Here is a 13,365-nt window from a genome sequence, read left to right on the forward strand (position 1 = left end):
GGTGCGGCCCGGAGCGATCGTGGAGCTGGTCGAGGAGACACCCTTCCGGTGGCGAATCGAACGCCAGGGCGCGATGCGCGTGCCAGGGGTTGTCTTCGCCACCCGCGAGCTGCTGCCCGACCCGTCGGCCGATCAGTCGCTGGCCCAGGTGGCGGCCGTGGCCACGCTGCCCGGCATCGTCGAGGCCGCCTACGCCATGCCCGACATGCACTGGGGCTACGGATTCCCGATCGGCGGCGTGGCGGCCACCGACATCGAGCGGGGCGGGGTGGTCTCACCCGGCGGGGTCGGGTTCGACATCTCCTGCGGTGTGCGGCTGCTCCTCGCCGACCTGCACGTCGACCGGCTACGGCCGCGCCTGACCGCGTTGATGGACGCGCTGGACGCGGCGATCCCGCGCGGCATGGGCCAGGGCGCGGTGTGGCGGCTGCGCCGTACCGCCGAGTTGGAGCAGATCCTGGCAGGCGGGGCCAGGTACGCCGTGGAGCGGGGCCATGGCGAGCCGAACGATCTCGACCGCTGCGAGGACCGCGGGGCCGTCGCCGACGCCGACCCGGGCGCGGTCGGGCGCCGGGCCCGTGACCGCGGGCTGGAGCAGGTCGGCAGCCTGGGCTCGGGCAACCACTTCCTGGAGGTCGAGGCGGTCGCCCAGGTCTACGACGAGCCGATCGCCCAGGCGTATGGGCTGTGGCCGGGCCGGATCTGCCTGATGATCCACACCGGGTCGCGGGGGCTGGGCCACCAGATCTGCACCGACTTCGTGCGGACCATGGAGGCGGCCATGGCCCGGTACGGCATCAGCGTCCCCGACCGGCAACTGGCGTGCGCACCGGTCGCCTCCGCGGAGGGCAGGGCATACCTCGCGGCGATGGCGGCCGCCGCCAACTACGGCCGGGCCAACCGGCAGCTGCTCGGCCAGGCGGCCCGCCGCGCCTTCGACCGCGCCACCGGCCACGGCGACCTGATCCTGCTCTACGACGTCTCGCACAACCTGGCCAAGCTCGAAACCCATCAGGTCGACGGCCAGGCCCGCCACCTGTGCGTCCACCGCAAGGGCGCCACCCTGGCGCTGCCGCCCGGCCATGAGGACCTGCCGCCCGACCTGCGTCCTGTGGGGCAGCCGGTGCTGGTGCCCGGGTCGATGGGGGCGGGCTCGTACGTGCTGGCCGGGATGCCCGGTGCGCCCGCGTTCGCCTCGGCCTGCCACGGAGCCGGTCGCCGGCTGAGCCGCCACCAGGCGATGAAGACCACCACGGCGGCCCGGTTGCGCGCGGAACTGGAGGCGGCCGGGATCGCCGTGCGAGGCGCGTCCGCCCGTGGCCTCACCGAGGAGACGCCGCAGGCCTACAAGGACGTCGACGCGGTGGTCGATGCCTGCCAGCTCGCCGGTCTGGCCCGCAAGGTGGCCAAGCTGGCGCCCGTCGGCGTGGTCAAGGGCTAAGGCGTGGTCAAGGGCCAGGCGTCGTCAAGGGTCAGACGTCCACCAGCACGTGCGCCCGCCACAGCCCGCACTCCCGTCCGAACCGCAGACTGTGCACGGCGATCGCCTTGGGCATCGCGCCCACCTGGTCGGCCGTCTCCACCGGTACGGTGGCCAGCCGTACCTCGACCTGGCCCTTGGTGGCGCCCGTCCGCTCGTCGATCGACACGTCCACCGCCAGGCGGCCGTACACCTCGATCTGGTAGATCACCTCGTCCAGCACGGCGACGAGCAACGCCTCGTCGGTCTCCTCGGCCATGGCGAGGGTCACGCAGTCGTCGGGTACCGCGCCCCCGCTGTCGGCGAAGCTCTCCACCAGCGCCTGGACCGCCTCGGCCAGGCACTCCTCCCGGTTGTCCGCCCACGCCTCGACCGCGATGTCGGCGGTGTGCGGGACCGCGCGATGGCCCTTGCTCATACTGCCACTCCACCAGCAATTCCGGCCGCTGGGAAGCCTTGGTAGGGACGATCGCGAAGGGGCAGGGAGTCAGCCATGACCACCGATGACGTGAGACGGCTGGCCCTGCCGCTGGCCGGCGGGGAGGATCTCGACCCGCTGCTGGATCGGGTGGGCGAGGCCCGCTTCGTCCTGATCGGCGAGGCCAGTCACGGCACGCACGACTTCTACTCCTGGCGGGCGCGGCTGACCCGGCGGCTGATCGTGGAGAAGGGCTTCGGGTTCATCGGCGTCGAAGGCGACTGGCCCGACTGCGAGCGGGTGCACCAGGCCGTCACCGGCGGGGCCGACCCCTTCCAGGCGCTGTACGGCTTCGCCCGCTGGCCCACCTTCATGTGGGCCAACGAGGAGGTCGTCGCGTTCGCGCGGTGGCTGCGGCTGTGGAACGACACCCGACCGGCGGAACGCCGCTGCGGCTTCCACGGCCTGGACGTCTACAGCCTGCTGGACTCCCTGCGGGCCATCCGCAGATACACCATGACCCACCTGCCCGAGCAGGCCGAGACCGTGCTGAGCGCGATGCAGTGCTTCGAGGCCTACGGGCATGATCCGCAGCAGTACGGCCTGCTGACCCGGCTGCTGCCGGAATCGTGCGAGAAGGAGGTCGTGGAACTGCTGTGCCAGCTGGCCGAGCGGACGCCGCGGGACGAGGCCGGCTTCGCCGCACGGCAGAACGCGGAGGTCGTGGCGGGCGCCGAGCGCTACTACCGGGCGATGGTTCGCGGCGGCCCGCACTCGTGGAACGTGCGGGACATCCACATGGCCGACACGCTGGACCGGCTCGCCGGCCACTACGGCGCCAAAGGCGTCGTGTGGGCGCACAACACCCATGTGGGTGACGCGCGCGCCACGGACATGGCCAGGGCCGGCATGACCAACCTCGGCCAGCTGGCCAGGGAGCGGCACGGCGAGGAGGCGGTGCTCGTCGGGTTCGGCAGCCACCGGGGCACGGTGATCGCGGCCCAGCGGTGGGGCGCCCCGTCGAGGATCATGGACGTGCCGCCGGCGCGGCCCGGATCCGTGGAATCGATCATGCACGACGCCGGGCCGGAGCGGGCGTTGTTCCTGCTCGATGGCTGGCCGGAGCAGCCGATCGGGCACCGGGCCATCGGCGTCGTCTACCACCCGGAGCGCGACCACCGGGCGAACTACGTGCCCTCCGTGCTCGGCCGCCGCTATGACGCGTTCATCTGGCTGGACCGCACCGAGGCGCTGCGCCCGCTGCACCAGGAGCCGCCGGAGGCCGCGGAGTACGAGACGTTCCCCTCCGCGGTCTGATCCTTCTTCAGAGGGGCGGGAGGGACGGGGCCTGCGGGCCGCGGTACGGCAGGGGCTGGCTGTAGACGAGGTTGGTGGTGGTGCTGCCGAACTCCGTCAGCTCGTTGACCAGTTGTTCGAGGTGGCCCATGGAGGTGGCGGCGACCTTGAGCATGTAGCAGTCGTCACCGGTGGTGCGCAGGCACTCCAGGATCTCGGCGCGCTCGCCCAGGAGCCGGTGCAGCGGCTCGTGCCGGTTACCCGGGTACTTCAGGCGAACCACGGCGAGCACGGGGAACCCGACCTTCTCCACGTCGACCTGCGCCCGGTAGCCGGTGATGACGGCCGCCGACTCCAGCCGCTTGACCCGCTCGGTCACCGCGGAAGCGCTGAGGCTGACCCGCCGGCCCAGCTCCGTCAGGGAGATGCGGCCGTCGCGCTGGAGCTCCGCCAGGATCATCCAGTCGGTTGCGTCAAGAGTCACGGCCATTTGGCCAGAATAGCGGGGGATCCACGGGGAACCGAGGGTTATGCCGTGAGAAATCCCTTCCAGTGGGATTGTCTGGTGAATAGTCTTGACCGGTGCAGATAGGGATAAACGTTCCGAACTTTGGGCCGGGCACCGACCCGGCCACGCTCCGGCAATGGGCGCAGACCGTAGAGGGCCTCGGCTTCGACCTGCTGATGGTCTCCGACCACGTGGCGATCACACCCGACGTCGCCGAGCAGTATCCGGCCCCGTTCTACGAGCCGTTCACCACGCTCGCCTGGCTGGCCGGCATCACCAGCACCGTCAGGCTCGGCACCACGGTGCTCATCGTCCCTTATCGGCATCCCCTGCTGATCGCACGCATGGCCGCCAACCTCCACCAGCTCAGCGGCGGACGCCTGGTGCTCGGCGTGGCCTCCGGCTGGGCCCGCCAGGAGTTCGAGGCGCTCGGTGTGCCGTTCGAGCGGCGCGGCCCGCTCACCGACGAGCACCTGCGTGCCGTACGGGAGGCCTGGAAGAACGAGGGTGACTACGGTCCAGGGCCGATCCCGATCTGGGTGGGCGGCAACAGCGACGCCGGCATGCGCCGCGCGGTACGGCTGGGCGAGGCGTGGCATCCGCTGCGCCGCACGATCCCGTGGCTGCGCGACGCGGTGGACCGGCTGAAGGCCATCGCCGACGCGGAGGGCAGGGCCGTACCCGCGCTGGCGCCGCGCATCATGCTGCGGATAACCGGCACGCCGGTCACCGGCGCCGAGCGGCGCGCGGGCGAGGGCACGATCGAGCAGATCATGGACGACCTCGACCGGCTGCGCGCCATGGGCGCCGACACCGTCGTGCTCGACCCGTTCGACAGCGACCCCGAGGAGACCCGCCACCCCGAGACGGCCTGGCACGCGCTCGCCGCCGTCGCGGCTCACAGAGAGAGGAAGCTTCCGTGACACCCGAGGACGAGCGTCACCTGCGCAGGGCCGTCGAACTGGCCGCCGCGTCACGAGAGGGCGGCAACCCGCCGTTCGGCTCGCTCCTGGTCGGCCCGGACGGCGACGTGCTCGCCGAAGACCACAACACCTCCATCACCGACTCCGACATCACCGCGCACCCCGAACTGAAGCTGGCCAGGTGGGCGGCGCGCGAGCTGGATCCGGGCACGGCGGCGGGCACCACCATGTACACCAGCTGCCAGCCGTGCGGCATGTGCACGGGCGCGATCGAGCGGTCGGGGCTGGGGCGGGTGGTGTTCGCGCTGTCGAACGAGCAACTCGCCGAGCTCAAGCCGGGCGGCGGCTTCCCGCAGCCCCTCCTGGAGGGCCCCGCACTGTACGACGTCGCCAGGATCCCGGTGGAGGGCTACTACACCGCTTGACGGAGGACCCGGCGCCGATGGTGGTCCGCAACGTCGTCGACACCCCGCGGGCCTCCGGCGGGGGTGTGCCGGTCGAACCCCCGCGGACCTGGAACCGGTGCTTCGACACCTCGCAGATCGCGTCATCAGCGGCGGTCCGGCTCGCGCCGTACGGGAAACTGGGAGGGTGACCACAGAGAACGGCCGACCCCGCCCGCCCGTGACGAGCACCTCCATCGTCGTGCTGACGCTGGCGCGCCGGATCGAGGTCGAGCTCAACGCGGCTCTCGCGCCTTTGGATCTCACGGTCAGCAGGCTCGGGCTGCTCGGCCACATCGCCGGTGTGCCGGGCGTCTCCTTCAGCGACCTGGCGCGGATGTCGGGCATCACGGTGCAGACCGTGCACGCCGCGGTGAAGTCGCTCGTCGGCGCCGGGCTGGTGCGTGACCACACCGCCCGGGCCGGATCCGCTTCGACGATCGAGCTCACACCGGAGGGCGCCCGCCTGCTCGAGGCGGCGACGCAGGCGGTGTCCGAGGTGGACGACCGCCTGTTCGGCCCGGACGCGGACCCGATCCAGCGGCAGGTCGCCGAGGCCGTCCGCGCGGCGTTCGCGGGCGAAGCCGCCTCCTGATCCGGCCGTCTTCACCGGCCGACCGGCCGGTGAACCCGCGAAGGCGCCGCCCTGCGAGGCGACGCGCACGCAGGTGAGGTCAGGTCTTCGGCTGGTAGTCGTCGTAGTCGTGGCCGGGTCGCAGGCCCTGCCGCTCGCCGAGGAAGCGTCCGTAGAGATAGGTCCGCATGCTGTGGTTGAAGATCGCCGGGTCTTCGATGCCGCGCGCGAAGCGCATGGCGTTCAGCGCCACGTCGGTGCGGGGAAACGGCAGGTCGCCGTATGCGTCCATCACGTCGACCCGCCAGGGGAATGGGTGCGCATCTGCCGTAGCGCGAGCAGCCCGCCGATTCCCGGGACGACGGCGCGCCATCTGATGCCGGACGAGGAGGCGGAGGGGGCCAGCAAGGCGGCCATGATGACCACGAGGTACGCCGTGCCGTGGACGGGGCCGACGAGCGACGTGATCGCTCTCGTGTGGGTGGTGAGCAGATTGCCCAGCAGGATCACCAGGGAGGCGGCCTCGATCCCGGCCGCGATGCGAAGTGTGCGCACGCCGATCACGTGTCCGAGCCGGGGCGGACGATCATCAGCACGACGACGATCGCCCACAGCAGGTTGTAGACGCCGGCGAGCATGCTGAGCGTGCGCAGCCGGGCGCCGTCGCCGGGTTCGGCGAGCGCGTCGCGCTGGCGCGGATAGATCTGCAGGGCCAGCAGGGCGCCTGCGGCGGCGGTGAGGATCATGGCGAGAGTGATCCAGATCTCGCCCATCCGGTTCTGGGCGAGGGCCAGGGCGATCCCGGCGGCGGGCACGATGACACCGAAGACGCTGTAGCCGCGGGTGATGCGGTGGAGCGCGACGGCGACGGCGCGGCTGCGCTCACCCGAAGCCTCCGGCGGCGAGCCGCTGGGCGCAGTGGCAGGTCCAGCGGCTGGAACGGCTTCGACGGTCGGCGCATAGCGGGGAAACAGGCTTGTCGCGACGGCCGAGCCGCCGACGAACACGATGCTGGCGAGCACATGCACGGACAGCAGTAGAGCTTCCACGGGTTCTCCCTTCAGGCTGCCTGAAGCCTAGCAGGTAAGCTTCAGGCTTCCTGAAGGCCCCTGTCGGACGGCGTCGCCTTCAAGGAGGGCGCAGGGAGAGCCGGGCCGCACGCCTCACGGCAACAGAACGATCTTCCCCACGAAGCGCCCGGCGTCGGCCCCGTGACCGCACGTGACCGGCCGCCGCCGGGAGGGGTGTGTCACGCCGGGTGGCCGATGCCGGGCAGGGCCGCTTCCAGGGCGGCGGCGAGCTCGAAGACCGTCACGTCGTCGTACGTGCGGCCGACCACCTGCACCCCCGTCGGCACGCCGTTGGCCGCCAGCCCGGACGGCACCGACAGGACCGGGCAGCGGCTGGCGATGTTGAAGGGGATCGTCATCACGCCCAGCATGTAGTGGCCGAGCTCGCCGTTGATCGCCAGCGGTCCGCCGTCGTGCTCGGCGGGGAAGGCGGGCACGGCCGTGGTCGGGCAGAGCAGCGCGTCGTAGTCCTCGAGCAGCTCGCCCAGCGGCCGGTAGATCTCGCCCTCCAGCTCCAGCCCCTGGTAGAAGCCGAGCTCCGAGCGCGTCATGGCGAACTCGCGCGCGTAGTCGGTCAGCAGGTCCGCGTGCTCGGCGGCGAGGTGGCCGATCCCGGCGCCGAAGATCCCGGCGAAGTGGGCGTCGGCCGCGGCCATGATCTGCTTCCTGGTCCAGGGCAGCTCGACCTCCTCCACGATCGCCCCCGCCGCGCGCAGCGCCTGCGCGGCGGCGAGCGTGCCCGTCACGACGTCCGGCTCCACCAGGTAGTCGCCGAGCGTCAGGGACAGCGCGACACGGAGTCCGCGCACGTCGCCGGTGAGCCGCGGCAGCTCCAGCTTGGGCCGGAGGGAGACGACGTCCCACGGGTGCGGCCCGGCGATGACGTTCTGCAGCAGGGCGACGTCGCCGACGGTGCGGGCCATGGGACCGTCGTGGCAGTACTGGTCGAGGTTGAACGGCGGCAGCGCGGGCACCCGGCCGAAGGGCGGCTTGAACCCGACCACCCCGCAGAACGACGCGGGGATGCGGATGGAGCCGCCGATGTCGGAGCCCGTGGCGAGAAGGGAGGTCCCGGCGGCCAGCGAAGCGCCGGAGCCGCCCGACGACCCGCCCGGCGAGTAGTCGAGATTCCACGGGTTGCGCGTCACGCCCCAGAGCCTGCTGTGCGTGAAGGCGGCGCAGCTGAACTCGGGGGTGGCGGTGCGGGCGTGCACGATGCCACCGGCCGCCACGATCCGGGTGACCACCGGATGGGTCACCGTCGCGATGGTGCCCTTGAACAGCAGCGAGCCCTCCTCGTGGGTACGGCCCTCGATCGGCTGCTCCTCCTTGACCGCGACGGGGATGCCCTCGAGGGGCCTCGCGGTCCCGTTGCGGAAGGCGCTCTCGGCCCGCCTGGCCTGCTCCATCGCCGAGTCGTACAGGCGCTCGGTGAAGGCGTTGATCCGTGGTTCCACCTCCTCGGCGCGGTCGATCACGGCGGTCAGCAACTCCACGGGCGACAGCTCGCGGCGAGACATGAGCGCGTGGGCCTCGGTGGCCGACAGGTAAGCCAGCATTTCGCGGAGTGTCCTCTCAGAAGGGGCGGCGCGGCACGGAGTCGAGCAGGAGCCGGGTGTAGTCGTGCGCGGGCGCGGTCAGCACGCGCGCGGTCGGGCCCGACTCGACGATCCGGCCGCGCCGCATGACCGCCACGTGGTCGGTGACGCAGCCGACCACGGCCAGGTCGTGGGTGATGAACAGGTAGGAGACGCCGCTGGCCGCGCGGATCTCGGCGAGCAGGCCCAGGATCTGCGCCTGCACGGAGACGTCGAGCGCGGCCACGGCCTCGTCGAGCACCAGGACCCTGGGCCTGACCGCCAGCGCCCTGGCAATGGCGACGCGTTGCCGCTGCCCGCCCGACAGCTCCCTGGGCAGCGCCCCCGCCTCCCGCGGCCCGAGACCGACCTGGTCGAGCAGCTCCGTCACCCTGGACGCGTGCGGCTCGCCGGGAAAGTGCAGCCGCAGGACCTCGGTCAGGGACTCCCGTACGGCGAGGCGGGGGTCGAGCGAGCCGAACGGGTCCTGGAAGACGATCTGGATCAGCCGGGCCCTGGCCCTGCGGTCGAGCACGGCCAGCGGCCTGCCGGCCACGAGCACCGTGCCTGCGTCGGGCCGCTCCAGGCCGAGCAGCAGCCTGGCCGTGGTGGTCTTGCCCGAGCCCGACTCCCCGACCAGGCCGAGCGAGCCGCCCGCCGCCAGGTCGAAGGAGACGTCGTCCACCGCGGTCGCCGTGCCGTATCGCTTGCGCAGGCCACGCACCTCGAGGTCATTGCTCATGATCCCGCCTTGACGCAGGCCACGCCGTCCGCCAGGGACGGGGCGGCAGCCGTACAGGACTCCGTGACGTGCGCGCAGCGCGGCGCGAACGGGCAGCCGGGCAGCGCGGTCAGCAGGTCGGGCGGGCGTCCGGGGATGGCGGGCGGCAGGGCGCCCAGGTCGGAGACGCGCGGGGTGGCGGCGAGCAGGCCGGAGGTGTAGGGGTGACGCGGGTCGGCGAACAGCCGTCGCGTCGGCCCGGTCTCCATGATCCGCCCCGCGTACATCACGTAGACGCGGTCGCAGATCATCGCCGCCAGCTCCAGGTCGTGGGTGATGAAGAGCATCCCGGCCGCGGTCCTGGCACGCAGGTCGCGCAGCAACCGGATGATCTCGGCCTGCGTGGTCACGTCCAGCGCGGTGGTCGGCTCGTCGGCCAGCACCAGCCTGGGCTCTCCGGCCAGGGCCGCGGCGATCACCACGCGCTGCAGCATGCCGCCGGACAGCTCGTGCGGGTGCTGGCGTACGTGCCGCTCCGGCTCGGGCAGGCCGACCAGGCCCAGCAGCTCGACGGCCCTGGCCCGGGCCGCCCTGGCGCCGAGCTCCTCGCGGAGGATCTCGGTGAGGAAGTCGCCGATCCGCCGGAAGGGGCTGATCGCCGCGCGCGGATCCTGGTAGATCATCGCGGCGCCGTGGGTCCGGTGGCGGCGCAGCGCGGCAGGCGACATGCGCAGCACGTCCGCGCCGTCCATCAGGATCCGCCCGGCCGTGAGCGCGGCGGCGGGCAGCAGGCCGAGCACGGCCCGGGCGGTCAGGGACTTGCCCGATCCTGACTCCCCGACCAGGCCGACGGTCTCGTTCTCCGCCACGGTGAGCGAGATGCCGTCGATGGCCGGTCGTGCGGTGTGCGGGAGCCGTACCGACAGCTCGTCGATCTCCAGCACGGTCACCTCCTGGAGACCCGGTCGGCGAGGCTCTCGCCGACGATGTTGAAGGCGATCACGCTGATCACGATGGCCAGGCCGGGGACGAGGATGGGGCCGAGGGCGCCCTGCAGCACGGCGGTCTGCCCTTCGTTGATCATCGCTCCCCAGTCGGCGGCCGGCGGCTGCACGCCCAGGCCGAGGAAGGCCAGTCCGGCCAGGTCGAGCAGGGCGTAGCCGAAGTTGATCGTGGACTGGGCGAGGATCACCGGCGCGATGTTCGGCAGCAGGTGGCGCAGGCAGACGGCCAGGCCGCCGAAGCCGAGGGCCCGGTAGGCGGCCAGGTAGGGACGGCCCAGCTCGGCTCTGGCCACGCCGCGGACCAGGCGGCCGACGAACGGGGTGTAGGCGACGGCAAGGGTGATCACGGGTCCGGTCTGGCCGGGGCCGTACATCGCGACCACCAGGATCGCCAGCAGCAGGCCGGGGAAGGCGAAGATCAACTCCATCGATCTCGACAGCGCGGCGTCCACCCAGCCGCCGTGCCACGCGGCCGTCAGCCCGACCACCACGCCGAGCAGCGTGGAGATGGCCACGACGCCCAGCGGGCCGAGCAGTCCCGTCCGGGCTCCGTAGATCACCCGGGAGAGCAGGTCGCGGCCCGAGGCGTCGGCCCCGAGCGGGTGGTCGCCGCCCGGTCCCGCCAGCGCGGCGGACAGGTCGACGGCGTCGGGATCGGCGGGGGCGATGAGCGGGGCGAGCAGCGCGGCGAGGACGAGCAGCGCGATGACGACGAGCGCGGCCGTACGGAGCCCGTCGCCCTTGAGCCTGCGCAGTCCCGGTCTGACGACGAGGGTCTCCATCAACGCCTCACTCGGGGGTCGGCCAGCGGCGCGATGAGGTCCACGACGATGTTGGCGAGCACGAACACGGCAACGGTCAGCAGGGTCAGCGCCTGCACGACGGGGAAGTCCTTGACCGTCACCGAGTACTGCAGCAGCTGGCCCAGTCCGTTGACCCCGAAGGCCGTCTCCACCAGCACGGTGGAGATCAGCAGGCCGGGCACCAGCAGGCCGCCGTAGGTCAGGGTCACGGTCATGGCGCCGCGCAGCACGTGCCTGCGCACGATGGTGCGCTCCGGCACGCCCCGGCCTCGGGCGACCGTGACGTACTCCTGGCCCAGCTGGTCGATCATCGCCGTGCGCGACACCCTGGCCAGCACCCCGGTGAAGGTGAGCGCCAGGGCCACGGCGGGCAGCGCGAGGTGGTGCAGCCGGTCGGCCACGCCCTCGCCCGCGCCGATGGAGGGAAACCAGCCGAGGTTCACGGAGAACACCGCGATGAGCACGAACCCCAGGACGAAGGACGGGGTGGCGACCGCGACCGAGCTGCCCACGAGCACCGCCTTGTCGACCGCTCCCGGCCTGGTCGCGCTCCACACGCCGAACGCCAGGCCGGCGACGATCGTGAGGACGAAGGCCATGCCGATGAGGGTGAGCGTGATCGGCACGCGGGCGGCGATCAGCCCGCCGACGTCGGTGCGGAACTGCACGGAGCGGCCGAAGTCGCCGGTGAGCACGCCCCCGATCCAGTGCAGGTACTGCACGGGGAACGGGTCGTCGAGCCGGTACTGGGCGCGGATCGCGGCGATCGCCTCGGGTGTGGCCGAGCGCCCGCTGAGCAGGAAGCTGGCCGGATCGCCGGGGGCGAGCTGGAGGGCGGAGAACACCAGGAACGACGCCGCCCCCAGGATTCCCGCCATCCCGGCCAGCCGCCGCAGCAGGAACCGGGCCATCAGCCCGCCGCCCCGACGTCGGCCGCCCACGGGTAGTAGAGGTAGGAGATGCTGGTGGGCGCGCCGGTGATGCGCTTGCCGAGGAACATCACGTTGTCGAGGTCGGCCAGCGGGATCCAGGGCAGCTGGGTGGCCGCCGTCTCCTGGAGCCTCGCGGTCAGCCGCGCCCGCTCGGCCCTGTCGTGCTCGGCGCGGGCCTCGGCCACGAGCTTGTCGTAGGCGGGGTCGGAGAAGCCGCCGTAGTTCTCGAACTGGCTCGACTCGAACAGGCCGTAGAGCTCCAGCGGGTCGGTGGCCGACAGATACCACAGGGTCGGGAACAGGTCGATGCCCTTGCGCGCCTCGGGGTCGGAGAACAGCGCGGTGTAGGCGTCGGGCGCGATGGTCCGCACCTCGGCGACCAGGCCGATCTCCTTGGCCGCGGCCTGCACGGCGTTGGAGATCACCGGGAACTCGGGCGCCGCGTTGGAGGTGGCGATCACGATCTTCCGGCCCGCCGCTCCCGCCTCGGCGATGAGCTTCCTGGCCGCCGCCACGTCCCGCTTCACCGGGGGAGCGGCCGGCCGCGCCTCGGGGACGTTGCGCCACGCCTCGACGGGAGCGGGCACCGTCGTGGGCTTGCTGTACTCGCCGAGCGCCGCCTTGACCAGGCCGTCCCTGTCGATGGCGAGGGAGAGCGCCTGCCGTACCCTGACGTCGGAGAGCGGGCCGCGGCGCAGGTCGGCCACGATCAGGTCGGCGGTGGTCAGGTTGGGGCCGCCGTAGACGGTGCCCGCGCCGGAGGCGCGCAGGCGGGCGATGGAGCTCGCGGGGATCAGGTAGCCGCCGTCCGCCTCACCGGTCACCAGGGCGTTCGTGCGGGCCGCGGCGTCGGGGACGAAGGCGAAGGTGACCTTGCCCGCCTTGGCCTTGGCTCCCCAGTAGCCGTCGAAGCGGTCCAGCCGGATCGACTGACCCTTGGTCCAGGTGCCGAGCTTGAACGGGCCCGTGCAGTCCAGCCCGCCGTCCGCGGTGCCGAACGCCTTGCCCATGGCCTTGATCGAGGCCGCGCTGGCCACGGTGCCGGGCGAGGCGCCCATCTCCAGGTTGAACAGCGCGTCCGGCTGCTTGAAGGCGACCGTCACCTCCATCGGCCCGGTCTTGGTGATCGACTCGACGTTGCGGAAGGTGGAGATCCAGTACGAGCCGACCTGCTCGTCGAGGTGCCTGTTGAGGCTGGCCACCACGTCGTCGGCGGTCATCTCCGCGCCGCTGTGGAAGCGCACGCCCTTGCGGATCGTGTAGACGAGGGTCCTGGGATCGGGCCGGTCGACCTTCTCCGCCAGACCGGGCGCCTCCTTCAGGTCCGGCGTCCACCGCATGAGGCTCTCGCAGACGTTGGAGAGCACCATGTTCTGCGGGTAGTCGAAGGCGTGGACGTAGTCGAGCGTCGGGGGCTCGGCATAGGAGACCCAGGTGAAGCCGTCGATGTCGCCCTTGGGCTCGGGGGTGTCCGCGCTCAGGCCCGCGCTCTGCGCGGGCGCCGCGCTCCTGCCGCCACCGCCGCCGCACGCGGCCACGCCCAGGGCCAGGACGGCTGTCGCCGCCAGCAGTCGTTTGCTCATGTGTCGCGCCTTTCGGGGGCTTCCGGGGGATGT

The 13,365-nt window shown here is 72.1% G+C and carries 17 protein-coding genes; 6 read left to right on the top strand and 11 right to left on the bottom strand.

What is annotated here, in order from left to right; translation table 11 throughout:
- Position 1 precedes the first annotated feature (1 nt).
- A complete protein-coding gene (locus tag H4W81_RS10050; RefSeq protein ID WP_318781635.1) occupies positions 2–1,441 on the top strand; it encodes an RtcB family protein in 1,440 nt (479 codons plus the stop codon).
- Positions 1,442–1,472: 31 nt separating this feature from the next.
- Here H4W81_RS10050 and H4W81_RS10055 read toward each other — a convergent pair whose 3' ends face one another.
- Entirely contained in the window at positions 1,473–1,898 is a 426-nt protein-coding gene (locus tag H4W81_RS10055) for an archease (RefSeq protein ID WP_192774555.1), read from the bottom strand.
- A gap of 75 nt (positions 1,899–1,973) precedes the next feature.
- On the opposite strand from H4W81_RS10055, the gene H4W81_RS10060 reads away from it, so the two are divergent.
- On the top strand, positions 1,974–3,215 hold the full coding sequence (locus H4W81_RS10060) for an erythromycin esterase family protein (protein WP_192774556.1): 1,242 nt from the start codon (positions 1,974–1,976) through the stop codon (positions 3,213–3,215).
- Between the two features lie 7 nt (positions 3,216–3,222).
- On the opposite strand, the gene H4W81_RS10065 is transcribed toward H4W81_RS10060, so the two are convergent.
- Positions 3,223–3,684: an Lrp/AsnC family transcriptional regulator gene (locus H4W81_RS10065; protein ID WP_192774557.1), complete on the bottom strand. Its 462-nt coding sequence runs from the start codon at positions 3,682–3,684 to the stop codon at positions 3,223–3,225.
- Positions 3,685–3,776: 92 nt separating this feature from the next.
- On the opposite strand from H4W81_RS10065, the gene H4W81_RS10070 reads away from it, so the two are divergent.
- Genes H4W81_RS10070 through H4W81_RS10085 form a run of 4 tightly spaced genes read left to right on the top strand, consistent with a single transcriptional unit; the run spans position 3,777 to position 5,663 of the window.
- Complete coding sequence (locus H4W81_RS10070) at positions 3,777–4,625, top strand: LLM class flavin-dependent oxidoreductase (RefSeq protein WP_192774558.1); 849 nt, start codon at positions 3,777–3,779, stop codon at positions 4,623–4,625.
- Complete coding sequence (locus H4W81_RS10075; protein ID WP_192774559.1) at positions 4,622–5,050, top strand: nucleoside deaminase; 429 nt, start codon at positions 4,622–4,624, stop codon at positions 5,048–5,050. The genes H4W81_RS10070 and H4W81_RS10075 overlap by 4 nt, the downstream gene beginning before the upstream one ends.
- A complete protein-coding gene (locus tag H4W81_RS10080) occupies positions 5,047–5,220 on the top strand; it encodes a hypothetical protein (RefSeq protein WP_192774560.1) in 174 nt (57 codons plus the stop codon). Before H4W81_RS10075 ends, H4W81_RS10080 begins: the two co-directional genes overlap by 4 nt.
- Positions 5,217–5,663, top strand: coding sequence for a MarR family winged helix-turn-helix transcriptional regulator (locus H4W81_RS10085; protein WP_192774561.1), 447 nt, complete (start codon positions 5,217–5,219; stop codon positions 5,661–5,663). The genes H4W81_RS10080 and H4W81_RS10085 overlap by 4 nt, the downstream gene beginning before the upstream one ends.
- Positions 5,664–5,742: 79 nt before the next feature.
- On the opposite strand, the gene H4W81_RS10090 is transcribed toward H4W81_RS10085, so the two are convergent.
- From H4W81_RS10090 to H4W81_RS10130, 9 genes are all read right to left on the bottom strand, one after another.
- Positions 5,743–5,934 carry an HD domain-containing protein gene (locus H4W81_RS10090; RefSeq protein ID WP_225958534.1) on the bottom strand — a complete coding sequence of 64 codons (192 nt, stop codon included), beginning with the start codon at positions 5,932–5,934 and terminating at the stop codon, positions 5,743–5,745.
- Positions 5,934–6,197 carry a DUF3817 domain-containing protein gene (locus tag H4W81_RS10095; protein WP_192774563.1) on the bottom strand — a complete coding sequence of 88 codons (264 nt, stop codon included), beginning with the start codon at positions 6,195–6,197 and terminating at the stop codon, positions 5,934–5,936. Before H4W81_RS10095 ends, H4W81_RS10090 begins: the two co-directional genes overlap by 1 nt.
- 5 nt (positions 6,198–6,202) lie before the next feature.
- Positions 6,203–6,691, bottom strand: a complete 489-nt coding sequence (locus H4W81_RS10100; RefSeq protein WP_192774564.1) for a hypothetical protein — start codon at positions 6,689–6,691, stop codon at positions 6,203–6,205.
- A 200-nt stretch (positions 6,692–6,891) separates the two neighbouring features.
- On the bottom strand, positions 6,892–8,271 hold the full coding sequence (locus tag H4W81_RS10105; RefSeq protein ID WP_192774565.1) for an amidase: 1,380 nt from the start codon (positions 8,269–8,271) through the stop codon (positions 6,892–6,894).
- A 16-nt stretch (positions 8,272–8,287) separates the two neighbouring features.
- Positions 8,288–9,031 (bottom strand): ABC transporter ATP-binding protein, encoded by a 744-nt coding sequence (locus tag H4W81_RS10110; RefSeq protein ID WP_192774566.1) that lies wholly within the window; start codon positions 9,029–9,031, stop codon positions 8,288–8,290.
- Positions 9,028–9,954, bottom strand: a complete 927-nt coding sequence (locus H4W81_RS10115; RefSeq protein WP_318781636.1) for an ABC transporter ATP-binding protein — start codon at positions 9,952–9,954, stop codon at positions 9,028–9,030. The genes H4W81_RS10110 and H4W81_RS10115 overlap by 4 nt, the downstream gene beginning before the upstream one ends.
- A gap of 2 nt (positions 9,955–9,956) precedes the next feature.
- Positions 9,957–10,796, bottom strand: a complete 840-nt coding sequence (locus H4W81_RS10120; protein WP_192774568.1) for an ABC transporter permease — start codon at positions 10,794–10,796, stop codon at positions 9,957–9,959.
- Positions 10,796–11,758: an ABC transporter permease gene (locus H4W81_RS10125; protein WP_318781637.1), complete on the bottom strand. Its 963-nt coding sequence runs from the start codon at positions 11,756–11,758 to the stop codon at positions 10,796–10,798. Before H4W81_RS10125 ends, H4W81_RS10120 begins: the two co-directional genes overlap by 1 nt.
- Positions 11,728–13,332 (bottom strand): ABC transporter substrate-binding protein, encoded by a 1,605-nt coding sequence (locus H4W81_RS10130; protein ID WP_192774569.1) that lies wholly within the window; start codon positions 13,330–13,332, stop codon positions 11,728–11,730. Before H4W81_RS10130 ends, H4W81_RS10125 begins: the two co-directional genes overlap by 31 nt.
- Between the last annotated feature and the right edge of the window lie 33 nt (positions 13,333–13,365).

It is taken from the genome of Nonomuraea africana (assembly GCF_014873535.1).
GTDB classification, from domain to species: Bacteria; Actinomycetota; Actinomycetes; order Streptosporangiales; family Streptosporangiaceae; genus Nonomuraea; species Nonomuraea africana.